The sequence below is a fragment of the Ensifer sp. Root954 genome (assembly GCF_001429005.1).
GTDB lineage: Bacteria > Pseudomonadota > Alphaproteobacteria > Rhizobiales > Rhizobiaceae > Ensifer > Ensifer adhaerens.
In genome coordinates, this window is the sequence record NZ_LMJM01000013.1 from 33,344 (window position 1) to 57,091 (window position 23,748).

Genomic DNA, 23,748 nt, shown 5'->3' on the forward strand with positions numbered 1-23,748 from the left:
CGACGCGCGCCGATGGCTCGGAGTGGGATAGCTGGTAAGGTTTCGGGGGCGATGCATTTCTCTTGGCCATTTCCGTCTTACGCGGGTGAGCAACACGCGCGCTCTTGGAGCGCAATTTCCAAGATTTTCGTCCGCTGAAATAATTACCCATCGCCTTGATCTTGTCAGGCCGATTTACGACTGACCGAGCCCCGGACGACCAAAGTGCAGCCAAGCTTTTTTAGGCTGTGATGCGTTGAGCGCGGCTTCTTTGCAAGGTGCTCAATCGCCCAGGCGCCCATCGGCCGGTGCGGAAGCTCCAGGGTAGTCAGTTGCGGTCGCAGATGGCGCGACAGTTCGTCGTCATCGTAGCCGACGACAGAGATGTCCCGCGGAACGCGCAGACCTGCTTCGCCAATTGCCATTAGGCAGCCCATCGCCATCTTGTCGTTCTGGCAGAAGATCGCCGTAGGCGGCTCTCGAAGCGACAGGAGTTTTTGGGTAGCCTCGAAACCGGATGTCGGTGTCCAGTTTCCTTCAGCCACCAGGCCGTCATCATAGGGCAGCCCCGCCTCCGCCAGCGCCTCACGATAGCCCGCGAGGCGATCCTGCGCCGCCTCCATGAAGCTCTCGCCGACGATCGTTGCGATGCGTGTATGCCCCTTCCTGATAAGGGTCGCCGTCGCCATGCGCCCGCCGGTCACCTCATCAGGAACCACTGCGGGAAAACGGTTATCACTGGTATAGCAGTTGAGAAGCACGAGCGGAACGGGAAGGTCCTCGAAGACCGGGTCGAGCGATATGCGGCGGGTGAAAACGGACATGTAGACGATCCCCTGCGCACCGGCCTGCAGAAGGCTGGCCACCGCTTTGCGCTCGTGCGTGGCCCGTCCCTGCGTCTGCGCCACGAGAATTGTAACATCGTTCTCCCAGGAAGCGTGCCGCGCGCCCTCGATGGCGTTGACGGCTTCCGGGGTCGTCGCGAGCTGATCGACGATGAAGCCAATACAGCCGCCGCGAAGATCCTCAAGGCCCGCGCGACGGATGGGGCTTGCAAGCCCGTAGCTGAGCCTATGCGCGACATCCAGCACGCGCGCCCGAAGCTCAGGCGATATCTTGATGTCCGTGACATTGTTGAGAACCACCGAGACCGTCGCCTGCGAACAGCCGGCCGCCTTGGCCACATCCATCATGGTTACGCGCGTCTTCGTTTTTCCACCGCTCATGTCGCCCCCGTTTTGCCCTCTCTACACCAACTAATAAAAATCGGCCATTGACTAATATTTATTAGTCGCGGTAGCCTTGTTGAAAATTGGGAGGAGGACCGGATGAAAACGAAGCCAGCACCCGACTACGATATTGCTGCGCAGATGGCGCAGCTGGCGGCAGACGGCATCATCGGGCTGAAGGGTGCTTTTAGTCTGGCATGGGTCGACAATATGCACGAGGACATGATGACGGCCTTCTGGTCGGCCATTCAAAGGCCCGGCGGCGCGGTCGGCCGGGGACCGCGCCGCTGGTATGTCGAAATCCATCCGCAGGCCTTCCGCGGTTTCGTTGATCTCATTACCCATCCATGGGTGGTTGATGTCTGCACCAACGTGCTTGGATCGGACTACCAGATCGTGGAGATTGGCCTCGACGTGCCCTTCCAGGGCGCGAAATACCAGCCGTGGCATCGCGACTTCCCCTCGCCCGTAGAGACCTATCGAGACCGCCAGATTACCTCGCTTGCCTTCAACCTCACCGGCGTTGACGTCACCGAGGATATGGGGCCGTTCGAAGTGGCGCCGGGAACGCAATATGACGATGGCCGGGAATGGAAGCACGAAATGTTCCCGGCCAAGGCGCTCTGGGGCCGGTTTCAAGAGCGTGCGACACGCAAGTATCCGCAGCGCGGCGACATTTCCTGCCGCTCGGCGCTGACGGTGCACCGAGGCACGGAGCATCAGTCCCCTATTGCACGACCCGTCATGGTGCTGGGTGTGGACAGGCCGGGCGCCGGGCATGCAGAGTTGCACGACATGATGGTCACGCGGGATTGGTACGATGCCCTGCCGGAAATCGGCAAGAAGCACCTCGTCTGCCGCGTCGTGGACGAGCTCGTGCCGATTACCCAAAAGCACGACATCGAGGGACTTGTCATGGGCGCCGATCCAAGTTGATCATCGCCTTATATGGCTGCGCTCTTGACTAGACCGGTAACTTTTCTTGAGGGCGCTTCCAGTGCTGGTGGGCCTCTTGGTTGCCTCGATGCAGCAGGCGAACGATAAGCGAGCACGACGGCATCCGCTGTAAGCGGGAGCCGGTCGTCGTCTTGACACGTCGACGGCCCGGCGGCCTCGAGAGCGGTCGGGTGGCTGCGGCGGTGGCGATAGCGATCGAACGAACTGAAGGTCCGTTGTAAACCAAGGACGCGACCCCGACGGTTTTGGACGTCTACGCACCGGAACGCTGGCGCGACGACGCGCTGTTCCGGCCGGAAGTCAGGAAAGCCTTATGCCGATCTCCTAGCCCAAGGCTGGACCGACGCCAACCGCCATATTCATCCGAAGGAACGCATCTACACCTTCTGGAAATACTGGCGCAGCGCCTGTGAGCGCGATGCGGGCCTGCGTATCGACCATCTTCTCCTCAGCCCGGCGCTTGCGCCCTGGCTCAGCAAGGCGAGTGTCCCACCTAGCCCTCGTGGCTTGGAGCACACCACCGGCCATGGGTCGGTCATCATCGAGATCGAACCACCATCGGATTGAATTCAGGCCTGAGCCTTTTGTCTGGCCCTGCGTTCGCGCGCCTTGGCGGTCAGCCGCGCCTCGCGCAGTTCCTCAAGAGTGGGCAGCCACCAGCCGCGCCGGCGCTCACGCTCTTCCGGCGCCCTTTTCGAGGGCCAGGTCTGCACCAGCTCCTCCAGCGAAGGCGTTCGCCATAGGCCCCAAACGTGATCCCCGGCGATGTGTGGATAAAGGTCGGCAACCTCATGGCAATCGACCAGCTCACCGGTTATGTCTCCAACTACGACGATCCCGTAGAGCGGCGTCGCAAGCGGCCGACCTATCGGGGGCAAATCATCGACGGCAAGCGGGATGCGCCGGCGCTTGCGCTCGACCGCCCGGCGGCGGGACAGTCTTTCCTCGTAGGTTCCCTTGCGCGCCTCGGCGCGCTTGCGTTTTTCTTCAGGCTCATTTCGCTGCGCTTCCGCCTCGATAGCCCCCCAGCGATCGACAAGATCATCATAGGAAGCGAATGGCACCCGCCACACCTTATGCTCGCCATCCCAACGGGCAAATGGAACCTGCCGGATTTCCTCGACCACTTTGCGTGAAAAAGGCGTCCGGATGCGAAACCCGTCCTTGTCGACGTTGAGATAGGGGCTGAGGATCGGCTCGAACGCATAAGCATCCCTGCCCTTTCCCTCTGCGTATGGATCGACGCGGGCGTCTTCCCTGGCCAGCCAGCGATCGATGCGCCGGCGCGCGGTCGTGCCGGGGACGATCCAGGCCTTTCGCCGGTCGCTCCAGCGGGCGCGTGGAAAAGCCTCGCGAAACCGCTGCACGGTCATACGGTCGAACGGAAATGCGACCGACACGCGCTCGCCGGCCCCTTTGTCTTCATGATCAATCTCGACATCGTCGGCCATCGCATCACCCGTCGCTACGACAGAGGGCGGCCCGGGCGCCAATGCTTCCTATGCCAATCTCCGCGACCGCCTTGCCGGGTTTTGCCTCAGTCTTCGCCTTTGTGCGCTGATCGGCGAACGGGGACCCGGTTCACATCGATACTTTCCTTGAACTGGCGTTTCCCGCGGCGCCGAATATAGCGCCTATCGGTTCTGCTATCGACGAATTCACGTTTCGTCATGACATCTCCCTTCCAGTTGTGGCTTCGGAAGAACGCACGCCGCCCCGAAAAGATGCAGCGAGCCAGCGCCATGGTCGAGACTGGTTAAAAAGGGCGCCAACGCATGCCTAGGTTATTGATTTTCGATTCCTTTCGAGGCGGAACAAATTCGCTCGTGATTCGCTTGACTCGCTTTGGTTGCCTCGAGGCGGGAGTTTTAAAGATGGCCGGTCATCGCGCCCAGTGGAAGGGCTTCATCAAATTCGGCGAGGTGAGTTGCGCAGTCGGCCTCTACACGGCCGCCAGCACCTCGGAACGCATCGCGTTTCACACCATCAACCGCCGCACCGGCAATCGCGTTAACCGTGTCTTCGTCGATAGCGACACCGGCAAGGAGGTCGAGCGGGAGGATCAGACAAAGGGCTTCGAGATCGAAAACGGCCACTACATCATGATCGATCCGGAGGAGGTGGCCGCTACCGTTCCGGACAGCGACAAGACCCTGCAGATCGAAGCCTTCATTCCCTGCTCCGACGTTGACGACGTCTATTTCGACAAACCCTACTATCTCGTGCCGACCGACCGGGTTTCGTCAGACGCCTTTACCGCGCTGCGCGATGCAATGGAGAATTCGAAGGTCGCTGCGATCGCGCGCACGGTCCTGTTTCGTCGCATACGCACACTCTTGATCCGCACCCACGGCAAAGGCCTGATCGCCACCACGATGCAGTATGACTACGAAGTCCGCTCATCACAGAAGGCGTTTGAGGAGGTGCCGAAGCTGCGGATCAAAGGCGAGATGCTGGATCTTGCCAAGCACATCATCGCTACAAAGAAAGGAACCTTCGACCCGGCCGCGTTCGACGATCGTTACGAGACGGCGGTCGCTGAGCTGGTGAAGGCGAAAATTGAAGGCAAGGCCTTGCCGAAGCGAAAGGAGGTCAAGGTCTCCAAACCGGACGACCTACTGGCCGCCCTACGCGAAAGCGCGAAGATGCTGAAGGCCGGCGGCGATCAACTGACGCGACCCGCCGCCAATGCCAACAAGGGCTCCGGGCGCAAGCCGGCGTCGCGCGCCGCGGCCTCGAAATCGCGCAGCTCGACGTCCGGACAGCGTAAAGCCGGCTGAGGAGCACGATCATGGCGCCGCGCCCATACTGGAAAGGCTATCTGAAGCTCTCGCTCGTCACCTGCCCGGTCTCGATGTCGCCAGCAACGTCGGAGAACGAAAAAGTCAGGTTTCACACGCTCAACAAAGAGACCGGAAATCGCGTCGTCTCCCAATTTGTCGACGCGGTCACGCGCAAACCGCTGAAGGATGAGGACGAGATAAAGGGCTATCCCCGCGGCGAGAACGACTTTGTGCTCCTCACGGACGACGAACTGGATGCCGTCGCGCTCGACACCGTCAAAACCATTGACATCGACAAGTTCGTCCCGAGCAACAGCATCGAGTGGATCTATCTCGAAAAGCCGCACTATCTTGTGCCCGACGATCCCGTCGGCCATGAGGCCTTCGCGGTCATTCGCGACGCCATGGCGTCCGACAAGGTGCTCGGCATTTCGAAACTCGTCATCGGCCGGCGCGAGCGGGCAGTCGTGCTCGAACCGCGCGGCGAAGGTATCGTGCTCTGGACACTACGCTTCGGCGACGAGGTCCGGCCAGAAGAGTCCTATTTCGAGGATATCGACGATGCATCGGACCCTGATCTTATTCCCCTTGTCGAGAAATTCATCAAGCAGCACACCAAGACCTGGTCCCCGGACATGGTTTCCGACCCCGTGCAGGACGCTCTCCTCGACATTATCGCGAAAAAGAAGAAGGGGCTGAGGCCCTTGAAGAAGGGCAAGGCCAAGGAAGAGACCGGCGCGGCTGGCAGCAACGTCATCGACATCATGGACGCTCTTCGCCAGAGTTTGGCGGCGAGCGGAAAAGGAAAGCGCTCATCCTGAAAACTTCACGGAAGGCACTTATGTTCGTATTCTCTCTTGCGCATGATGGATCGCCATGAAAGCGAAGCGCCGATCGGCCATACCCTTGCTCGATGACTCCCGTACTGCGCTCCAGTCGCGGCCAGTCCGCCGACGCAATCGCGACCAGCCCACTCTGCCCTTCGATCCGATGCCCGGCCGCATCGAGCCGTGCCTGGCGCTTCTGCGGCCGACGCCGCCGGAAGGACCGGAATGGCTCTACGAAATCAAATGGGACGGGTATCGCCTCGCCATCCACATCGAACCGAAGGGTGTTAGGATCATCACGCGCGGCGGCCACGACTGGACCGATCGCTTTCCACGGATCGCGGAAGCCGCAAAGAGGCTCGACGTCGGGACCGCCATCCTCGATGGCGAGGCCGTGGTCCTCAACAAGGAGGGCCATGCGGACTTCGGGGCGCTGCAACGCTCGCTCGGGGGCCGCGGCGGCAAGCGCGCCTCGACGGAGGCGGTCTTTGTCGCATTCGATCTTCTCTATTTTGATGGCCACGATCTGACGAAGACGGAGCTTTCGGTTCGCCGGCATCTGCTTACGGATTTCCTCGACGGCGCAAGCGGCGCGGTGCAACTGTCGGAAGAAGCGCACGGTGATGGCGTCGAGCTGCTGGCAAATGCATGTTCGATGGGGCTGGAAGGCATTGTTGCCAAGCACCGCGAGCGGCCATACAGGTCGGGACGAACAGGCGACTGGATCAAGGTCAAATGCGTTCAAAGTGAGAGCTTCATGATCGTCGGCTATGAGCAGTCCGCTGCAGCGCGTAGCGGAATCGGCAGCCTTCTGCTTGCCGCCCGGCGGGGCGATAGCTGGGTGTCGGTGGGTTCTGTCGGGACCGGGTTCAAGGCGAAGGATGCCGAATACCTGCGCAAGACATTGGACAAGCTGAAGACGAAGAAACCGGTCGTGCCGGTCAAGGGCAAGAATTACGTGTTCGCGCTGCCGACGCTGATCGCCGAGATCGAGTTCCGCGGCTGGACGGTCGAGGGAAATCTGCGCCACGCCTCCTATAAGGGCTTGCGCGAAATCCAGGACAATGCCGCGGTGTTCGATATCGCCACGCTTGGAACCCGCAGCTGACCGTCGTTACCGATCGAGGTCAGCGTGGTCGAGGCCCAAGTGGTCCAGCACGAGTTGCAGATTGCGGCGGTTGGACTTGAAATAGATATCGAAGACATCGCCGAGCACCGGCACGCTTCCTGCGACCGTGTCGAAGCCGACATTGACAAGCATCTTCACCAGCTTGTCATTCGGCACGCCGAGACGGCGCGCCTCGTTTACGATGACGAGGCTGATAGCCGCCGCTGCGAAATCGCCCACGCCTGGGATAAGGCCAAGAACCGAGTCCGCGCCCAGCGATACGCGCGTGCCGGGAATGCGGAGCGCCGTGTCCATCAATCGTACCAAGCCGCGGATGCGCCGAAGGCGGGTCAGGTGCTCGATGGGGACAGTGTGATTTTTCATGCGTCCTATGTGGTCTTGGCGCCCCTGCCGTTCAAAGCTCATGCCGCAGCCTTGTGCTTGCCGAGCCGCTTGATGGCCTGTTCGAGCTCGCGCTGTCCGTCGCAATAGTCCTCCCACGCAATCGTCTTCGTTAGCAGCGCCGGTACGGTCCGCACGGTGAACCGCTTCGGATCGAGATCGGATTTGACCTGCGTCCAGGTTAGCGGCATCGACACGGTGGCGCCCGGACGCGCCCGTGGCGACAGCGGGGCCACCGCCGTCGCCATGCGGTCGTTGCGCAGATAGTCGAGGAAGATGCGGCCTTCCCGCAGGCTTTTCGTCATCTTGATGAGATAAAGGTCTGGATTATCGCGGGCCATCTCCTGGCAGACGTCACGGGCGAAGCCCTTCGCCTGCGCCCATGGAAGTGGCGTACGCGCGTTCACGGCCAGCGGCGTCACCACATGCAGTCCCTTGCCGCCAGTCGTCTTGCAGAAGCTGACAAGTCCGAGATCATCAAGCCGGTCCCGCATTTCACGGGCGGCCGCAACCACAGCCGCGAACGGCACATCCGGACCGGGGTCGAGGTCGAAAACCAGCCGGCCCGGCACCTCCGGTTTTCCTGGTTCGCAGTTCCATGGATGTAATTCGATGCCGCCGATCTGGGCGACGGCGACGAGGCCTTCTACACGGTCGACTTGCAAATACGGCTTCTTGTCGCCGAACACCTTGACCAGCTCCAGCAGGTTTGACGTACCCGGCATGGCGTGGCGTTGGAAAAACTGTTCGCCGCCAATGCCGTCAGGCGCGCGGATGATCGAACACGGCCGGCCCCTGACATGTTCGATCAGCCAAGAGCCGACCGCTTCGTGATACCGGGCCAGCTCTTCTTTGGTGACGGCCTTGCCGTCGTCGGCGTCCGGCCATAACGGTTTGTCCGGATTGGAGATGAGCACGCCCATGACCTCGGCTTTCGCGCCCTTGCGGCGCGGGACCTTGTTCACCATCGGCGCGGGCTTGGGCGTTTTGGTCTTCGCGGGGGATGCCGGCTTTTCCGCCTCCACCTCATCGGCCGGCTTGTCCTCCCGCAGGCCCTTGAAGGCGGCCTGGCGGACTTGCCCGTCTGCGGTCCAGCCAGCGAATTCGATCTCGGCGACCAACTCGGGTCTCACCCAGACGACTTCCTTTTCGTTCTTAGGCGCGCCGATCCCCGTGAACGGCGACTTCGTCGTTTCCACAGCCTTCAACTTTGGCAGCAGTGTTTCGACCTTCTTGGCGCTGTAGCCTGTGCCGACGCGGCCGACATAAACGAAATGCTCACCGCGATTGACGCCGGCAAGTAGCGACCGGAACTTGCCATTCGTCTTGGCGTATCCGCCGATAACCACTTCATGCCCGGCGCGGCATTTCGATTTCGCCCAGGTGTCGGTACGGCCGGACTGGTAGGGCGCATCGGCATGCTTCGAGACAATGCCCTCGAGGGAAAGCTTGCACGCAGAACGCAGGACCGCATCGCCGCCCGTCTCGAAATGCTCGACGAAGCGAAGACGAGGATTGTCGGTCGCATCTGCTAGCAGCTCCTGCAAACGCGCCTTTCGATCGGTAAGCGGCCTCGGCCGCAAATCCTCGCCGCCGTCGAACAGGAGGTCGAACGCGAAATAGACCAGGTTGCCGGTGGTGCCTTCCGACAAGGCGGCCTGAAGCGCCGCGAAATCCGGAGCGCCATTGTCGTCGAGCGCGCAGATCTCGCCGTCGATAATGCAGTCGGGCAGTTGGGAGGAAGCTCTCGCTATCTCCGGATATTTGGCCGTCCAGTCCAGCCCTTTGCGGGTCTTCAGCATGACCCCACCGTCTGCGACCCGCATTTGGATGCGGTATCCATCGAACTTGATCTCATGCAGCCAGTTCTTCCCGGCTGGCGGGCGCTCCACGGTTTCGCAGAGTTGCGGAGCAATGAAGTCGGGCAAGTCAACCCCGGTCGACGTCGCCACATCCTCCCGACCCCTCTCTTTGCGTTTATCGGCTGCGCGCCCTTGCTTGCTATCCCACACTGCGTCGGCCTCGACCTCACCGCTCGCCATCATGAACGGCTTGGGCTTGCGCCCCTTGCCGCTTGCGATCTGCTCCATGGTTCGTCCAGAAGCCACCGAGGTCATGTTCTCATCCAGGATGGCAGCGCCGTTCTCTTCAACGGAATGATCGTCATGATGCTTGATCAGCAGCCAATTGGTGCGCTTACCGCCATCGCGGTCGTTGCGCATCCGTACGAGCACGAAGCTGCCATTTAGGCGCTTACCCTGCAGCACGAATTTCAAATCGCCCTTCTTCAGGGCTTCCTCCGGCGACTTGTTTCCTTCCGGCTCCCAATAGCCCCGGTCCCACAGCATGACCGTGCCACCGCCATACTGGCCTTTCGGGATGGTACCCTCGAAATCCCCATAGCCGAGCGGATGATCCTCCACCTCGACCGCCAGCCGCTTGTCATGCGGATCAAGTGACGGCCCCTTCGTCACAGCCCAGGACTTGAACACGCCGTCGAGTTCGAGGCGAAGATCGTAATGAAGGCGCGTCGCGTCGTGTTTCTGGATGATGAAGCGAAGCCGATTGGCCGGCTTAACAGCGGCCGCGCCGCTCGGTTCCTTTGTCTGCTTGAAGTCCCGTTTCTTCTTGTAGGTTGTGAGCTTGTCAGCCGCCATGATCGACCTCAATCCATCCCATCAGGAAATTCCTTGCACTGGAGTCGAAAACCCCCGCGCCGGATTGTTGTTCCTCCAAGGACAGGTCCCGCCTGTCCGATGGCAGGTGTTTCGTGTGAAGAATATCCTCTGCCGGCGGCGCGGTGGTTAAGCACTGCCGATGCTATGGCCAAGCAACCTACCGAGCTGCCTTGTCCGTCAATGTGCTCGCAGACCGTCAAGGTGCTTGATGGGATCTGCCCAGTCACTCGGCGCCTTGAGGGACATAGCCGCTCTCTTTTGGGATCGGCCTGGTGGTCGCTACCGCAGGCGCTGCGTTGGCGGCGGCGCCGGTGATTTGCTTTCTAGCGGTAAATGTCGAGCGTGCGATTGCGGTGGTTCGGATGGGTGCTGTAGACGAAGATGCGATTGAGGTCGCGGTCCGTCAGCATGCGCAGGAACCGCGCTTCGATAATGTTGTTAGCATGCACCCGCTTTGTCAGGCAGCCGACCATCTGGATGCGGGCGCTCGGGATGTCCAGGTAGAAATTCTGTGGCAGCGTGTACTGCGTGAGGATGCTGATCAGGGCGCCGCTTTTCGAAAGCTTGATGATCTCGCAGCGACGAGAGCTCAGTTGCGTCATGCCCTTCTCAGTGTATTCGATGCGCGCATCGTTCCGCGTGTCCTCCATCGGGAAGTTGGTTTCCCGATCGTACATGAAGGACTCTTGCTTGTTCAGGAAGTGCTGATACATCACCGGCGCCGCGCCTCTCATCAAAATGCCTTTCCGTATCCCCTTTTGAAACAGACTAGCGGCAGAGATTTAACAGAGGGTTTGGACGACCGATCCACTGAGCCGTCAACCCGTCGGCTTCCAAACGTCGCGCGGTAACCTTGCTCACCGCTGTCGACCGCTGAATTGGCAAGAAAGCTGTTCGCCTTCGCCAAGCCAGCCTACATTCGTTTCGCATGCGACGGCGAGACTCTTGGGGAGATCGGCGAGCCCCGATTATCCCCGCGGACCCGGGCCGAGTTCCATCGATATTCCCCGGAATGGAGCTGATTGGCGCGTCCTCGGTCGCCGCTTCCCGACGGGGGGCGATCCTGGCTTGAAAAACCGGCCTTGGGGCGAGAGGTCAGAAGTTGCCGGGATCGCGAAACGGAAGCGCGACCGATATTATTCGACGAAAAGTCGCCGTATCGCGTGATCTCCAAAGGGCCCATGAAAGCCCCGCAAAGGCAATGGTTACAGCCGCGCCTACCAGTCGATACGTCCTTCGCCTCGGACGAATTGCCACTATGCCCATGTTCTCAACACGCGTCTGCAAGCGACGCACCTGCTTTCTAAGTCGATTGATTTCCTTAGCAGTGTTTCTCTGCTGTGCCGGAATGCCCACGAAATCTTTAGTGGGATCGACGATCGCCTTCGGAATAGGCAGCCCGATATCGGCCATGTTTGATCCTCCTGCATATTTGTAGGTAAACAGTACCTTGGGAGTTTTGTTCCAACCGACCGGCCCCTCGCTAAGGGCAGACGCGTGACCCGCCCGGATACAGGTCAAGATTGTCAGCCACAAAAGGGCGTTGACTGGGACTGCGTGTTGGTTGAGGTTGACTTCTTGACACGCAAAAGATGCTGACCCGTGACACACGTGTTGAGCGGACCTGACGACCGGCCCAGGGTCCTGAAAGGGTGCACGATATGATTCTGGTTGCGAAGATTATAATGGCTGCGGCAGCGCTGCTGGTGGAGCAAAGCCAGACGCCGAGCATCATTGTCGAACGCAAACCATGTCTCGGCGAGTGCCCAGTTTACCGTTTCCAGGTGAGCGCCAGCGGGGGTATGTTCGAGGGCCGGCGCTTTACAAGCGTTCATGGCGAACAGCCTTTCTCGATCACGCCAAAGGAATGGTCCACCTTTCAGTCGGCACTCGCACCGCATCGGCTACAAGGAGCGGAGACCATTACCGTGGGGCATGCGCGGTGCAGACAGTTTGCCACGGATCATGCTTCAGTCTCGGTGACGTGGATCGAGGTCGGACGTTCTGACCAGCTTGTCTTCAATTTCGGCTGCAGGGATCCGCGGAACGATGCTTTGGCGCGGACGCTTGCGGATGCGCCCGATTTGCTTCAGGTGGGGAAACTGATCGAGGATCGCCGTCTTGAGGATGGAGCCTGGGATCGTCCAGCAAAGTGAGGCTCTGAGGGCGACTTACGACCAGGGCCTTAGAGTTAATCGCTGGGACGCTTGTGGGTTGAAAAGCAAGAGCCGTCGCCTTCCGCCTCCTTAGCGCACTGGGGGTACTTGGGAGCATTTCGGGGCTGAGGTGTGCTTCATCTGATCCCTCCGGCTTACCGCTTCCGGATGATGCACCCGTGCGCCATCCGAAGGTCCAGGAACGCCGGGAACTTTCGGCATGGTCGGAGGGCCAGGTCTGGGGCAGCCCGGAGCGCCCCAGGATCATGAAGGCGCAGATCGACTGCATCCCGCTGTCCGTCGGCTCGATCTGTGCGACGCAGGGGAAGTCCCTTGCGGTCATGCAAGTCGGGTGGTTCTCAGTCCTTCGATGCCATCAATACCCTCCGGCTGCCCGGCCGCTGGATGCGCATGATCACGATCCCCAAACGTCAGTCGCCAAGGCCTATCAGGAGTACGACGGAAATGGGCGTATGAAGCCATCGTCCCACTACGACCGCGTTGTCGACCTCTGCGAGGAGCTGATGAAATTCACGCTGCTGACGCGTCGGCCTATCTCGTCGACCGATACAGCGAGCGCAAGGAAGACGCGGAGAAGCCGGAACAGCGCGTCAAACTCAAGTCGATCTGATCATCAAAGGGTATTCGATAATATTCGAATACCCTCTGACACGGAAATGAGGTCCGCGATGCCGTGAGACGTTGGAACTTAAGCAAGCGTCGACCTGAAAGCGCCACCGTCGAGCAGAATATTCTGGCCGACAATATAGCCTGCGTACTGGCTGCAAAGAAATGCCGCGGCAGCGCCGAACTCCTCAATCGTGCCGAAGCGCCCGGTCGGATTCTCCGCATGCGCCTCCTGCCGCGCCTGGTCGATTGAGATGCCCTTCACTTCTGCCCGTCGCTGGAGAAGCACGGCTACACGATCAGTCTCATGTGACCCCGGTAGGAGGTTGTTGATCGTTACGCCATGTTTCGCGACTTGCCTTGCCGTCCCTGCCACAAAACCGGTCAGTCCGCTGCGCGATGCGTTGGACAGGCCCAACTCCGGGATCGGTGACTTTACCGAGGCGGAGGTGATGTTGACGACGCGCCCCCAGCTCCTATCGATCATACCGGGCAGAACCGCTTTCATCAGCAAGATCGGGGTCAGCATGTTGGCGTTCAGTGCGTTCAACCATTCATTCGTCTCCCAATCAGACCAGAGCCCAGGCGGCGGTCCCCCTGCGTTGGTGACGAGGATGTCGGCTTTCGGTTCCGCTTCGAGAAGCTCTAGCCGTCCTTCTACGGTCGTCACGTCCGCTGCCACGGCATAGACTTCGGCACTTGTCAGCTCGCGAAGCTCCCTCGCGGTGGCCTCCAGCGTGTCCCGGTTACGACCGTTCAGGGTAACGATCACGCCCGCCTCTGCGAGCTTCTGCGCCACGCCTCTGCCCAGCCCTTTCGAGCTCGCGCAGACGATCGCGCGCTTACCGCTTATTCCCAAATCCATCGTGGTTCCGTCCTTCTATTGGATCACATCTTTTGCGATTTGCTCAACCGCGTGGACGAGGCCATCGACCTCTCCCGCAGTATTGAAATAACTGACCGAGGCTCGAGCTATCTCCTGCAGTCCGCGCGCGGTCATGTCGAAGGGCGTGTAGGGTACGCCGTTTGCTCCGATTGAGATACTCTTCTCGGCTAGCTTGCTTCTCACAACCGATGCCGAAATTCCCTCCACGGTGAAAGAAACAAGGCCCGACTGTTTCTCCCCGAGATCGCGCACCTCAACCGCCGGAATACGTTTCAACCCTTCCCGAAGCCGGGTTGCCAGTCGGGCAATGCGGGCTTGGATTGCCTCGACACCCAACTCCGAAGCCAGCGCGATCGCTTCGCCGAGCCCCAGGAGCAGTGATATAGGCGCTTCGGACGTTTCGAATAGACGAGCGTCTTTCCTCAGCTCGACTTTTCCATTCACGAGAGGGCCGGAGCTCACATCAACGAAACCGGGATCGAGCTTCTCAAGGAAATTGGAGCGAACGTAAACGAGAGCCGTTCCGCGCGGCCCTCTAACGTATTTCCTGCCGGCCGCCTTGAGAACATCGCAACCTATCCTCGACACGTCGATTGGGAGTTGACCAAGTGCCTGCCCGGCATCCACGAAGTATGGGATGCGAGCCGCGTTGGCGACCCGCCCGATGGCTTCGGCGTCGTTTATCAGTCCCCCGTTGGCGGGAAGCCATGTTAGCGAGATCATGCGCACCTTGTCGTCGATCATTGCGGAAAGAGCGTTCGGATCGACACTGCCGTCTTCCGCGCAGGGAATGGTCTCGATACTTGCCCCATGGCTTGCCGCACGCTGCATCGATGCGACATTACCGCCCCATTCCTGTCGCCCAATGAGAATGCGCTCGCCCGACCTCAGCTGTGGCAACGCGGCAAACACGCTCCCCCAAAGGGCAGACCCCGATCCACCGAAGGCAACCTCGCCTTCGTCGGCGCCGATGAACTTGGCAGCATTGGTACGAAGTATCGCAAACTCGTCCGCAACCAGTGCGGCAGCTTCCATCGGACCTCGCGTCGATTCCAGCATCAAGTGTCCGACAATCGCTTCGGTGACCCGCCTCGGTGGGAGCGAAGCTCCGGCGTGATTGAAGTGACTTCGCTGGGCGCAGCCGGGTGTGTCGTTGCGCAGGCCGTCGATTATTGCGTCGGTCAGCACCTGGTCTCCTCCAGTTCAACAACCGCATCGATCTCGACGGCTGCCCCCGAGGGAAGCGAACTGACACCAATGGCGGCCCTCGTGTGCTGCCCGGCTTCGCCGAACACCGCAACCATCAGATCGGAGGCACCGTTTGCAACCTTCGAGTGATCCTTGAACTCGCTCGTTGCCGCGACGAATACGCCAAGCTTCACGATGCGACGGACAGACGAAAGCGAGCCGTCTGTATTGGAAGCGATCTGTCCGAGAAGATTAAGGGCTGCGATGCGCGCCGCTTGCACCCCCTGCTCGTGAGATATGTCCGCACCCAGGGTGCCTGCAATGATCTCACCGGCCGGCGCCTTGCTGATCTGACCGGAAATGAACAACAGGTTGCTCGTGTGGACCACCGAAATGTAATTCGCAGCCGGAGACGTCGGCGCGGGAAGTTCCAGGCCAAGAGTAACCAGTTGGTCACGGATGGAAATCGTCATCGTTTTCTCCTTTTCTTTCTTGCTTCATGAAAGAAATCCGAGGAGCCCGCCAATTCAAAGCTTTGCGCCCTGCGATCGAATTCGTTAATGTCAGCCGTCATTGATCCGCGAGGCATCGGCATTGCGCAGTTCCCCGTTCCTCCCACCCCTTTCCGCGGCCAGGGTCTTCCAGGTGGTAGCAAACCGAGGGAGCTTTCGATTGGCCGGCGAGGAACTGCTCATTACGCAAAGCGCGGTGAGCCACCACATCAAGCAGCTCGAGAGTGCTCTCGGTACTCCACTCTTTCGTCGCAAGAGTAAAAGCATTGAGCTGACCGAGGCAGGCACAATGTTTCTTGCCACCGTCGACGAGGCCTTCACTGTGCTGTCGGAGGGCACCGCGAGGGTGCGCTCGCGATCCGGGCAGACCAGCTTGCGTGTGAGCCTGCTTCCCTCTTTCGCCGCCAACTGGCTGGTCAACAGACTTGGCAGTTTCCTCAAGAGCTACCCGGCGATCGAACTCGAATTGGATCCGACCCTGCGCATTGTCGATGTCGGGCGCGGCGAAGCGGATATCGCGATCCGATTTGGCGATTTTGGCGGGAGCAAACAGTCCTGCGTGCACCTCGCAAACGAAGATTTGTCTCCGGTGTTGAGCCCGGCCCTATACGGAGACGGATCCCAGTTTCAATCCCCGCTAGACCTACTCAACCAAGAGATATTACAGGCCAAGAGCGGCCTCGAGTGGCAGCTGTGGTCGGAGGCAGCCGGATTTCCGCTTGAGAGGGCCAAACAGACCCGGCTGACTGACTACAACATTGTATTGCAAGCTGCTCTTGATGGTCAGGGTGTCGCCATGGGGCGAGGCCTTCTTGTTCGGGAGCATATTCGGGCGGGGCGCCTGGTTAGGCCCTTGTCGGCTTCGTTGAGCTCACAGAAAGCTGCATACTGGGCAGCCTTCGACCCGCTCTCGAAGAAACTCGAAGCGATAGAGGCGTTTGTCGCCTGGTTGAAAAATGAGATGACCCTATCGGCGCAGAGAACGTCCGGCCCCATTTTTTGATCGATGCAATCGTCGTCGCAACGGTAAGATTTACCGGCGGATACCTCTGGACGCGCGCCACCAAGTATTTCTGCACAAGCTAGAACCTCAACACCGAGGAAGTAGCACTTGTTCCCCATAGAGTGGCAGACCCGGCTCTACCCCAGTGAGGCACCTTCCAGTCGATACATTGTGCGATCAGATCGTGAGGCTTTCGGTCTCTCCTCACTTTTCCTTTGGCGTGGAAAATGAAATCCGTCTAATTGGGGCTGCAACGACCGCTCGGCCGCTCCCGCCCCAAAAAACATTCTCGCCGAAGGCATGGAAACGCAACCCGGGCAATACAGGCGGAGTACAAGGGGAGACAGCGCCCCGCCCACTTGTCCGCCGACCCCTGTCGAATTAGGCTCCATTCTGGGAGCGACCATCGAGTGGATACTTATGTCGTCATTGTCGGAGCCGGGCCGGCCGGCCTTGCGGTCGGCGCCTGCCTAAGACGGGCGGGGCTGGATTTCGTCATCCTCGAAATGGCGCATGAGATCGCCCCCGCCTGGCGACGCCACTACGGGCGGCTGCACCTTCATACGGTGAAGGCGTTCTCCGCGCTGCCGCACATGCCATTCCCCAAGGACTATCCGCGCTATGTGCCGCGCGAGAAGATGGTCGCCTATCTCGACGCTTATGCCGAGCGCTTCGAGCTACGACCGCGCTTCGGCGAGACGGTCAAGTCCATCCGCCGCAAGGACGGCGGCTACCTGGTCGAGACCGGAACGGAGACATTCTGCGCAGGCCACGTCGTGATCGCCAGCGGCAACAATGCGGAGCCCTTCGTTCCCAGCCTGCCCGAAATCGAGGCCTTCAAGGGCAGGCGGCTGCACAGCGCTGACTACACTGAAGCCGCGCCCTTCGCCGGCCAGTCGGTTCTGGTTGTCGGTATGGGTAACACCGGCGCTGAGATTGCGCTCGACCTTGCCGAGTGCAGCGCCCGCCCGACGCTGTCGGTACGAAACGGCATCCACATCGTGCCGCGCCAGCTGTTCGGCGTGCCGATCCAGATCATCGCCATCGCAACCCAACCGCTGCCGCGAGCTGTGAACGACCGGTTGTTCCCCACCATCCTCGACCTCGCGCTAGGTAAGCTCGAAAAATACGGCATCGCCAGGCCGAAGCAGGGCATTCTTGAGCAGATCAACGCCGGACGCATCCCGGTCATCGATGTCGGCACGGTGAGAGCGATCAAATCCGGCGACATCAAAGTGGCATCAGACATCAAGCGTTTCACCGAGCGCGGTGCCACTTTCGTTTCCGGCAGGCATGCGGAGTTCGACAGCGTCATCCTCGCGACCGGCTACCGGCCGAGTTTCGAGAAGTTCCTGCCGGCGGCATTGCGGCCCGGCAAGAGCGGCGTCACTCGCCAAGCCGCCGCGCTCGGCCTTTATCTCGTCGGTTTCCACAATCCGGTCACCGGCCTGCTCAGGGAGATCGGTCGAGAGGCGGCCGCGGTGAGCGCGGATATCGAGCGGCGGAGCAGCACAAAGTGATTGCGTCAAAGTTTCAGCGATGGGGGCTTCGTCCGCGCGCGCCCCAAACATGGAGCATAGGGGTGGTCGCTACCCGGACGCCGACCAGCGTGTCATCGCCGCCGACCTACAATAAGGTTCTCGTAATGGGAAAATCCAAGGCTAGGCTAGGCTCGGCATCGCCATGCAACGCGAGCGCGTCGCAATAACGACCGTGATTGAGCCTCCGCTCACTGCGGAGGCTCAATCAATTGCATACCGCAAGATCCAAGCCCCGGCGAACAGTTGGTCCGAAAAACTATCCTCGAGAAAGGGTGTCCGTCGCGCCGGGCGGCTCACGCCGACGTTTCCCAAGGATTGATTACGGAGGCATCTGTGTCTTCGAAATCCTTGAAGTTGCGCGTGACAAGGACGAGATCGTGGACGATCGCGGTCGCGGCGATCAACCCGTCAATATCACCGCGGGGGCGGATTGCCGCGATGCGGCCCCATTCGACCGCGATTTGGTCTGTTATAGGCAAAATGCGGTCGCCATGGTCGTGGCGCAGCTTGCGCAGCCATTCGGTGAGGTGTGCTGCAGTCTTCGGATCCGACCTCTGTTTCAGGGCAATGCCGCGCATGATTTGGCCGAGGGTGAGCGCGCTCAGGTGGATGCTGAGCGGATCGACAGAGCGCAGCCAGTACACCGCCTGCGACGTGCCACGTCGCGCCTCTGACACAATGTTTGTGTCAACCAGGTAAATCAGAAGGCCACATCTCGGCTCGGCGTCTTGATGCGTACATTCACCGCATCAGCGAGTTGGTCGTCCCAAGCGGGAGCGCCAAGCAGGTCATCGACCAACGTCGGCCGGCCAGCCCGTAGGGCGTCGTAGTCATGAGCGGACAGTACAACGGCGCTGCGCTCCCCCGCAGCGTCACAATCTGCGGTCCCTCGTGGCGGGCCTTCTGCACCACCTTCGAGAATTGGTTCTTGGCGTCCTGCAGTTGCCATTCCATAGCTCCACTCCAAGTTGGCTAGACTGTCTAGCTATCCTATCGCTCGCGATTTAACGGGGAAAAGCGCGATCGATAGACCTCTGCCCGCAACGCCACGCGAGCTCACTCGCAGGACTTGCATGGGACACCGAACTTGCTGAGCAAATTTGGCCAGATCTTCCTTTTGTCGGAAATGAATGGTGCACATTACGCAATCATTTTGGCCCGGAACGGGAACAGCGCAGCAACTAGGGTTTGTCAACCCAGGCCCTTCGCACCTGGGTCGCCGGCGTCGCTCGGGGCAGGCAACGCGAGCCCGAGCCTTGCTCTTGCCTGACCGAAGACGGCTCGCGCAGTTCATCCTCCATCCGGGCTAATGGCGGGACGGTCAAACGCATGATAGATTAATATTAGTTATTGCGCATATAAATTTGCTTGTTGGAGGCGACATAACTCGCATTCCTTCAATGGACGTTTATGGCTTGCCTACGCTGTCGGTGGGGAATTTTTCCGGCTGACTTTCCTCTCGTGGACCTTTCCGACATTCGCGGGAAGCCACCGCAACCTGACGGGATCGCTCGGACCGCCGCGCGGCAGGCATGTGGGGGACTGCGCGGCTGCGACCGGCAACTATGCCGGATCGATTTCGCATCGGGTATGAGAGGGAGGGGACATGCTGAAGAACATGATGCTGCTGTTGATCTCGCTCACGGTGGCGCTCGGTGCCGGGGAAGCAATGCTGCGTATGTTTACGCCGTTTCCGATCGGCACACGGACGCACAAGAGCATCGACGAGAAATATGGCTATCGCCTCGATCCGGCACTCGGCGACGTAGACAAGGCCGGCTTCCGGGATCCACCTGGAGCAGGTCATGACTTTCAGGTCGCGGCGATCGGCGATTCGATGACCTATGGCAACAACGTTGATAGCGCGCATTCTTGGCCGGCTGCTTTCGCGGCAATGACGGGCGAACGCACGTACAACTTCGGCGTTGGGAGCTACGGTATCTACACCTATCACGCCATCGTGCACGATGCTTTGGCCGCGGGCGCGAAAGGCAACATTGTCGCCGTATTCCCTGCCAACGACTTCGCAGTCGTCTTTTCCGCCTGTGATATCAAGAATGCCCGTTCCGACTTCTGGCTCTCAGAGCAGAGGCGGCTTCATCTGCAGGCCCTGTTCGGTGACGCGGGAGGTTATTGGCAGTGTGCCGAGCAATCCGCGAGCCTCAAGACGAAGCTTGTCGAGAATGTCGCGATCCTGAGTGTCTATCACCATGAGATCGGGGAACGACTAAAGACTCTTTACGCTCGACTGTTCAAACCGGGCGATGATGAAACATCCGAATACTACACATTTCCGGACGGATGCCCTTCCGTCCTGAAGCGCTATGTCGACGACCACGGCCGCATGGCGGATCTGGCGTCACCCGAAACCGCAGCAATGTTCAGCGACTTCCAGCGGTTTGCGGCCGATTGGGCACAGCAGCGGCCGGGGCGGGTGGGCATTCTGCTCATTCCATCGAAAGAACGCGTAATCTTCGAATGCCTGCGTCGCCATGACCGGCTGGCGTCAGCTACGCCGGAATTTGTCCTCAGCGTTGAACGTCAGGTTGCGCTTGAAGACAAGATTCGCGAGACCGCAAAGGAGCTCGGTTTGCCGTATCGAAGCGCGCTTGCCGCAACCGCCGATGCCCTGCAGGATGCGATCGTTGCCGGGCAGCGCCTTTATCCTGAAAGAGACGGCCATCCGTTTGAAGCCGGTTACAGCGCGTTCGCACGGACAGCATCATTGCTTTGGGATGAGATGACGGTGAGGGCCGCCCAGCCTGGCGACTAGTCGGCGTTGATGAAGCAACGTGAAATCGCTGATCGCAGCGAGCGTATGCATCCAGTCAGGCTCGGTCGTACGTAAAGGACGTCAGCAAGGTGGTTACGAAATTGCTCGCCCGTTCCTTGACGAGCACCTCGGTCCACTCATTGGTCCCTCGAAGCCTTAGATCGGTGTAGATGCTGTCGACGGCGGCCTCTTCGATGCGTTTGATGTGCGCCTTGAAATTTGCCTCGCCGCCGGCATGGTACATGTCCCGTATAACCATGCGCAGGATTTCTTGGATTGCGATTTGCCACGACGTGTTGATCGCCTGGAGTTCATTCGCATCCGGTGCCATCGGCGTTCCCTTTCGTATTGAGTGTCCCGAGCATGACATCGCCATGCTGTCGGGTAACGGCGCAACGGAAAAATTATCCTTGTCTTGCCTTGCGATTGGCATAGCGCCTGTCGCGGTTGGCCTTTCGCACCGCCTCATCTTCGATCACCCGCGCTATACGCGCGTTTTCGGCGATCGCCCGCGCTTCGGTTTCGGCGACTGCTGCCGCCTCAACGGCTGCCTGCCGCTCTGTCGCCTCGGTCTCGATACGCTTTTGTTCCTCAAGCTTCAGACGCTCGCGTTCAACGCGCCGCTCTTCACGAGCGGTGGAAAGGGCTTCGCGCTCGGCCTGCCTTGCCATCCTCCCTGGTTCTGCTGCAGTCCTTGCCGCTCGGTAGGCGTTCAAGAGAGCAGCTTTGGCGTCTGCCGATGCGGCTCGGCGGTCGGAGATGTCGTTTTTTCCGGCGTTCTTCATTCGTATCCCAATAGTAAGTGCGTCAGAGATCAGCGTGTGTTGGCGCGTTTGGCGATGAGGTTGCGTGTCGCCGACAAGCGGTCGGCCAACTCCTTTGCAAGGCGTTCCTCTCGAAGCCGGAGAGTCTTGGCATCCCGGGCCTGAGCAACGGATTCCACCTCTTCCATCGCGTTGTTTTTGGAGAAGAACTGCGTCTGGACTTTCATGAAGGCGATTTCCGCCTGCTGACGGGATTTGCTATGTGCTTCTATCATTGGAACCTCAACTAGTTCGGCGTCGCGAACAAAAAAGGCCAGGCGAAACGCCCGGCCTTGTTGAAACTGCTTCCGGCAATGCCAGTACATCCGTGGTCAAAGGGAAGCAAATCTCAATTTTAGGCAGACTGCAGATTGGTAGCAGACATCTTGCCCGACTTATTGTCGCGCTCGAGCTCGAAGCCGATCTTTTGCCCTTCGACGAGTTCGCGCATTCCAGCGCGCTCGACGGCGGAGATGTGCACGAACGCGTCTGCGCCACCGTTATCAGGCTGGATGAAGCCGAAGCCCTTGGTGGAGTTGAACCATTTTACTGTGCCTGTGGTCATGATGAACCCTTTCAAAGCATAGAGTGAGGGACCGCTCAGCCTATGCTAAGCAGGTGGAAACCGACTGTTTTTGAAAGGGAAGTTCGCTTAAAGCGCGGTGCCAATCGCGCGGTAGACAAAGCTCGGCAAGCAAAAGATCGATGCCGCATCTATAAGTGACTTGGATTGGCGCGTCAACGATTAGTTTTCCAAGATGCAGTATTCACCCTGTGATTGTACTCATATCATCGTGGCGCGAGCGAAGGCGCGCTTGCACCGGCCGTGCGACAGCGTCTGCGGTCACGGTGGGACAATAATTGATGGCACGCCGACGCATCAAGCGTGTTATCGCACGCGACACCGTGCCTGGGCTGATGAAAATGTACCGGAAACTCGGCCTGTCGTTCTGGCACTCTCTCGGGGATCGCCTCGGCCTCGATGGTCATCCCGCCGCTCGCCACCCTTGTCAGTACGGCCGCGCGTGCTCGCCCCCCTCCCGATAGCAGCATTGGGCCGTTCTGCGGGTGGCGATCCGTTTGCCACCATACGCTCACATAAACCCGAGAGAGGGATCCGCGCGGGATCGGGCGTGTCGGCCCCTAATCGAGAACTGAAGCCACTGGACGACGAAACAAAAGGCCCCAGATCCGAACCAGGTAGAATGAGGGGCCGGTTGAAGCGGGGTACAAGAACGACCCTCGAGAAACCAACAGGTTGTCGAACTGCCATGATAGGTTTACCTTATGCCCGCTGGTGACGGTGCCAAGTCCTTTTGGAGCGGGATCGACATGCGTGTCAAAGATGTAATGACGACGTCAGTCGTCAAGCTGTCTCCTGACAACGGCGTCCGGCAGGCAGCCCGGATCATGCTCGACAATCGTATCAGCGGCCTTCCCGTGGTCGACAATGATGGAGCCCTGGTGGGTGTCATCAGTGAAGGCGATCTCATTCGCCGGACCGAACTTGGCGGCGGCATTCCGGTTGCCGATCCGACCGAGGCCGAGGATGAACGGGCCAGCGCCTATGTGCGCCGGTCCTCCTGGAGGGTTGGTGACGCCATGACCGCCGATCCTGTCACGATCGACGAGAACGCGTCTGTCGAGCGCGTCGCAGTGCTGATGCAGGAACGCAGCATCAAGCGCATTCCTGTCTTGAAGGATGGCCGCCTTGTCGGGGTCGTCAGCCGCGCAGACCTTTTGCAGGCAATCGTCACAGCCAGTCAGGACGAGACAGCGGCTGGCGACGAAGCCATCCAGCGCAGCATTCTCGTCCGCCTTAACGAAAACACCGGGCTTGAAGGCCTGGTCATAAAGGTCGCGGTGTCCGATGGCATCGTGCATCTCTGGGGCCATGTCGATACGAAGGATTGCAGAAGGGCCGCGCGGATTCTTGCCGAAAGCGTTCGCGGCGTCCGGGGTGTGGTCGAGCATTACGCTGAATCGGATCTGCAACAGCCCTGATCCGAGACTCTGCGGCGGCGCGTCTCCTCCACCCGCAGACTGTGAACCGCACAAATAGGCCGTGTCGTTGCCGAAATGGCGGCCTTGCAACGGACGGATGACTGCGGCGAGCGACAGCAGACCGGCAAAGGTTTCAAGCACATGTCTTATCGATCGGGAGGCTCAGATGGTTTCGCCTGAAACAGCATCGATGAAAGAGACGGCATCCGGAAAATCAGCAGCACCGTTATCGGCCGACGAACTCCGCCTGATGGACGCCTATTGGCGCGCTTCGAACTATCTGTCGGTCGGG

The 23,748-nt window shown here is 59.9% G+C and carries 23 protein-coding genes and 3 pseudogenes; 11 read left to right on the forward strand and 15 right to left on the reverse strand.

Features of this window, described 5'->3' with window-relative positions:
• Positions 1-164 precede the first annotated feature (164 nt).
• Positions 165-1,205 carry a LacI family DNA-binding transcriptional regulator gene (locus ASE71_RS07190; RefSeq protein WP_060520487.1) on the reverse strand — a complete coding sequence of 347 codons (1,041 nt, stop codon included), beginning with the start codon at positions 1,203-1,205 and terminating at the stop codon, positions 165-167.
• A gap of 102 nt (positions 1,206-1,307) precedes the next feature.
• Here ASE71_RS07190 and ASE71_RS07195 point away from each other — a divergent pair, with 102 nt between their 5' ends.
• Entirely contained in the window at positions 1,308-2,144 is an 837-nt protein-coding gene (locus ASE71_RS07195) for a phytanoyl-CoA dioxygenase family protein (RefSeq protein ID WP_060520488.1), read from the forward strand.
• 257 nt (positions 2,145-2,401) lie between these two features.
• Positions 2,402-2,732 (forward strand): annotated as a pseudogene (locus ASE71_RS36840) (exodeoxyribonuclease III); the annotation flags it as partial.
• A gap of 2 nt (positions 2,733-2,734) precedes the next feature.
• On the opposite strand, the gene ASE71_RS07205 reads toward ASE71_RS36840, so the two are convergent.
• A complete protein-coding gene (locus tag ASE71_RS07205) occupies positions 2,735-3,616 on the reverse strand; it encodes a hypothetical protein (RefSeq protein WP_060520490.1) in 882 nt (293 codons plus the stop codon).
• A 423-nt stretch (positions 3,617-4,039) separates the two neighbouring features.
• Between ASE71_RS07205 and ASE71_RS07210 the strand changes: the two genes are divergently transcribed.
• The 3 genes from ASE71_RS07210 to ligD (ASE71_RS07220) are packed head-to-tail and all read left to right on the forward strand — an operon-like array spanning position 4,040 to position 6,883.
• The gene (locus tag ASE71_RS07210; RefSeq protein ID WP_060520491.1) at positions 4,040-4,945 is read left to right on the forward strand and encodes a Ku protein; all 906 of its coding nucleotides are present in this window, start codon (positions 4,040-4,042) and stop codon (positions 4,943-4,945) included.
• 11 nt (positions 4,946-4,956) lie between these two features.
• Positions 4,957-5,769, forward strand: a complete 813-nt coding sequence (locus ASE71_RS07215; RefSeq protein WP_060520492.1) for a Ku protein — start codon at positions 4,957-4,959, stop codon at positions 5,767-5,769.
• Positions 5,770-5,824: 55 nt separating this feature from the next.
• Positions 5,825-6,883, forward strand: coding sequence for a non-homologous end-joining DNA ligase (ligD, locus tag ASE71_RS07220; RefSeq protein ID WP_060520493.1), 1,059 nt, complete (start codon positions 5,825-5,827; stop codon positions 6,881-6,883).
• Positions 6,884-6,889: 6 nt separating this feature from the next.
• On the opposite strand, the gene ASE71_RS07225 is transcribed toward ligD (ASE71_RS07220), so the two are convergent.
• From ASE71_RS07225 to ASE71_RS07240, 4 genes are all read right to left on the reverse strand, one after another.
• Complete coding sequence (locus tag ASE71_RS07225; protein WP_082566467.1) at positions 6,890-7,309, reverse strand: DUF4112 domain-containing protein; 420 nt, start codon at positions 7,307-7,309, stop codon at positions 6,890-6,892.
• Positions 7,306-9,942, reverse strand: a complete 2,637-nt coding sequence (gene ligD / locus ASE71_RS07230) for a DNA ligase D (RefSeq protein WP_060520495.1) — start codon at positions 9,940-9,942, stop codon at positions 7,306-7,308. The genes ASE71_RS07225 and ligD (ASE71_RS07230) overlap by 4 nt, the downstream gene beginning before the upstream one ends.
• A gap of 344 nt (positions 9,943-10,286) precedes the next feature.
• On the reverse strand, positions 10,287-10,697 hold the full coding sequence (locus ASE71_RS07235; protein WP_060520496.1) for a hypothetical protein: 411 nt from the start codon (positions 10,695-10,697) through the stop codon (positions 10,287-10,289).
• Positions 10,698-11,058: 361 nt separating this feature from the next.
• The gene (locus tag ASE71_RS07240; RefSeq protein ID WP_034799802.1) at positions 11,059-11,376 is read right to left on the reverse strand and encodes a hypothetical protein; all 318 of its coding nucleotides are present in this window, start codon (positions 11,374-11,376) and stop codon (positions 11,059-11,061) included.
• 272 nt (positions 11,377-11,648) lie between these two features.
• Here ASE71_RS07240 and ASE71_RS36845 point away from each other — a divergent pair, with 272 nt between their 5' ends.
• A complete protein-coding gene (locus ASE71_RS36845; RefSeq protein WP_244496930.1) occupies positions 11,649-12,119 on the forward strand; it encodes a DUF6438 domain-containing protein in 471 nt (156 codons plus the stop codon).
• 112 nt (positions 12,120-12,231) lie between these two features.
• Positions 12,232-12,750, forward strand: a pseudogene (locus tag ASE71_RS36850) (NAD(P)H-dependent oxidoreductase); the annotation flags it as partial.
• Between the two features lie 78 nt (positions 12,751-12,828).
• Here ASE71_RS36850 and ASE71_RS07255 read toward each other — a convergent pair.
• The 3 genes from ASE71_RS07255 to ASE71_RS07265 are packed head-to-tail and all read right to left on the reverse strand — an operon-like array spanning position 12,829 to position 15,293.
• Complete coding sequence (locus ASE71_RS07255; RefSeq protein WP_060520497.1) at positions 12,829-13,611, reverse strand: SDR family oxidoreductase; 783 nt, start codon at positions 13,609-13,611, stop codon at positions 12,829-12,831.
• Between the two features lie 15 nt (positions 13,612-13,626).
• Positions 13,627-14,820, reverse strand: a complete 1,194-nt coding sequence (locus ASE71_RS07260) for an aminotransferase class V-fold PLP-dependent enzyme (protein WP_244496929.1) — start codon at positions 14,818-14,820, stop codon at positions 13,627-13,629.
• Entirely contained in the window at positions 14,814-15,293 is a 480-nt protein-coding gene (locus ASE71_RS07265) for a RidA family protein (protein WP_060520498.1), read from the reverse strand. The genes ASE71_RS07260 and ASE71_RS07265 overlap by 7 nt, the downstream gene beginning before the upstream one ends.
• A 121-nt stretch (positions 15,294-15,414) precedes the next feature.
• On the opposite strand from ASE71_RS07265, the gene ASE71_RS07270 reads away from it, so the two are divergent.
• Together ASE71_RS07270 and ASE71_RS07275 are read left to right on the forward strand one after the other, a co-directional pair.
• Complete coding sequence (locus tag ASE71_RS07270; RefSeq protein ID WP_060520499.1) at positions 15,415-16,335, forward strand: LysR substrate-binding domain-containing protein; 921 nt, start codon at positions 15,415-15,417, stop codon at positions 16,333-16,335.
• Positions 16,336-16,745: 410 nt separating this feature from the next.
• Positions 16,746-17,855 carry a flavin-containing monooxygenase gene (locus ASE71_RS07275; RefSeq protein WP_060520500.1) on the forward strand — a complete coding sequence of 370 codons (1,110 nt, stop codon included), beginning with the start codon at positions 16,746-16,748 and terminating at the stop codon, positions 17,853-17,855.
• A 314-nt stretch (positions 17,856-18,169) separates the two neighbouring features.
• Here ASE71_RS07275 and ASE71_RS07280 read toward each other — a convergent pair whose 3' ends face one another.
• Both ASE71_RS07280 and ASE71_RS07285 read right to left on the reverse strand, forming a co-directional pair.
• On the reverse strand, positions 18,170-18,577 hold the full coding sequence (locus ASE71_RS07280; RefSeq protein ID WP_060520501.1) for a type II toxin-antitoxin system VapC family toxin: 408 nt from the start codon (positions 18,575-18,577) through the stop codon (positions 18,170-18,172).
• Positions 18,577-18,830: pseudogene (locus ASE71_RS07285) on the reverse strand (type II toxin-antitoxin system Phd/YefM family antitoxin). The gene ASE71_RS07280 and the pseudogene ASE71_RS07285 overlap by 1 nt, the downstream one beginning before the upstream one ends.
• 652 nt (positions 18,831-19,482) lie before the next feature.
• Between ASE71_RS07285 and ASE71_RS07290 the strand changes: the two are divergent.
• Complete coding sequence (locus ASE71_RS07290; RefSeq protein ID WP_244496927.1) at positions 19,483-20,649, forward strand: hypothetical protein; 1,167 nt, start codon at positions 19,483-19,485, stop codon at positions 20,647-20,649.
• A 55-nt stretch (positions 20,650-20,704) separates the two neighbouring features.
• On the opposite strand, the gene ASE71_RS07295 is transcribed toward ASE71_RS07290, so the two are convergent.
• The 4 genes from ASE71_RS07295 to ASE71_RS07310 form a co-directional block, all read right to left on the reverse strand.
• Positions 20,705-20,980, reverse strand: a complete 276-nt coding sequence (locus ASE71_RS07295; RefSeq protein WP_034799791.1) for a hypothetical protein — start codon at positions 20,978-20,980, stop codon at positions 20,705-20,707.
• 73 nt (positions 20,981-21,053) lie between these two features.
• Positions 21,054-21,434 carry a DUF6481 family protein gene (locus ASE71_RS07300; protein WP_034806060.1) on the reverse strand — a complete coding sequence of 127 codons (381 nt, stop codon included), beginning with the start codon at positions 21,432-21,434 and terminating at the stop codon, positions 21,054-21,056.
• Positions 21,435-21,463: 29 nt separating this feature from the next.
• Complete coding sequence (locus ASE71_RS07305) at positions 21,464-21,688, reverse strand: hypothetical protein (protein WP_034806064.1); 225 nt, start codon at positions 21,686-21,688, stop codon at positions 21,464-21,466.
• 119 nt (positions 21,689-21,807) lie between these two features.
• Entirely contained in the window at positions 21,808-22,017 is a 210-nt protein-coding gene (locus ASE71_RS07310) for a cold-shock protein (RefSeq protein WP_034806062.1), read from the reverse strand.
• Positions 22,018-22,784: 767 nt separating this feature from the next.
• Here ASE71_RS07310 and ASE71_RS07315 point away from each other — a divergent pair.
• Positions 22,785-23,456: a CBS domain-containing protein gene (locus ASE71_RS07315; RefSeq protein WP_060520502.1), complete on the forward strand. Its 672-nt coding sequence runs from the start codon at positions 22,785-22,787 to the stop codon at positions 23,454-23,456.
• The last annotated feature ends 292 nt before the right edge of the window (positions 23,457-23,748 follow it).

Coding starts and splice junctions, on each gene's coding strand:
- ASE71_RS07195 (WP_060520488.1), top strand. CDS start 1,308: ATGAAAACGAAGCCAGCACCCGACTACGATATTGCTGCGCAGATGGCG.
- ligD (WP_060520493.1), top strand. CDS start 5,825: ATGAAAGCGAAGCGCCGATCGGCCATACCCTTGCTCGATGACTCCCGT.
- ASE71_RS07190 (WP_060520487.1), bottom strand. CDS start 1,205: ATGAGCGGTGGAAAAACGAAGACGCGCGTAACCATGATGGATGTGGCC.
- ASE71_RS07255 (WP_060520497.1), bottom strand. CDS start 13,611: ATGGATTTGGGAATAAGCGGTAAGCGCGCGATCGTCTGCGCGAGCTCG.
- ASE71_RS07205 (WP_060520490.1), bottom strand. CDS start 3,616: ATGGCCGACGATGTCGAGATTGATCATGAAGACAAAGGGGCCGGCGAG.
- ASE71_RS07215 (WP_060520492.1), top strand. CDS start 4,957: ATGGCGCCGCGCCCATACTGGAAAGGCTATCTGAAGCTCTCGCTCGTC.
- ASE71_RS07310 (WP_034806062.1), bottom strand. CDS start 22,017: ATGACCACAGGCACAGTAAAATGGTTCAACTCCACCAAGGGCTTCGGC.
- ASE71_RS07305 (WP_034806064.1), bottom strand. CDS start 21,688: ATGATAGAAGCACATAGCAAATCCCGTCAGCAGGCGGAAATCGCCTTC.
- ASE71_RS07300 (WP_034806060.1), bottom strand. CDS start 21,434: ATGAAGAACGCCGGAAAAAACGACATCTCCGACCGCCGAGCCGCATCG.
- ASE71_RS07315 (WP_060520502.1), top strand. CDS start 22,785: ATGCGTGTCAAAGATGTAATGACGACGTCAGTCGTCAAGCTGTCTCCT.
- ASE71_RS36845 (WP_244496930.1), top strand. CDS start 11,649: ATGGCTGCGGCAGCGCTGCTGGTGGAGCAAAGCCAGACGCCGAGCATC.
- ASE71_RS07235 (WP_060520496.1), bottom strand. CDS start 10,697: ATGAGAGGCGCGGCGCCGGTGATGTATCAGCACTTCCTGAACAAGCAA.
- ligD (WP_060520495.1), bottom strand. CDS start 9,942: ATGGCGGCTGACAAGCTCACAACCTACAAGAAGAAACGGGACTTCAAG.
- ASE71_RS07265 (WP_060520498.1), bottom strand. CDS start 15,293: ATGACGATTTCCATCCGTGACCAACTGGTTACTCTTGGCCTGGAACTT.
- ASE71_RS07225 (WP_082566467.1), bottom strand. CDS start 7,309: ATGAGCTTTGAACGGCAGGGGCGCCAAGACCACATAGGACGCATGAAA.
- ASE71_RS07290 (WP_244496927.1), top strand. CDS start 19,483: ATGCTGAAGAACATGATGCTGCTGTTGATCTCGCTCACGGTGGCGCTC.
- ASE71_RS07240 (WP_034799802.1), bottom strand. CDS start 11,376: ATGGCCGATATCGGGCTGCCTATTCCGAAGGCGATCGTCGATCCCACT.
- ASE71_RS07210 (WP_060520491.1), top strand. CDS start 4,040: ATGGCCGGTCATCGCGCCCAGTGGAAGGGCTTCATCAAATTCGGCGAG.
- ASE71_RS07295 (WP_034799791.1), bottom strand. CDS start 20,980: ATGGCACCGGATGCGAATGAACTCCAGGCGATCAACACGTCGTGGCAA.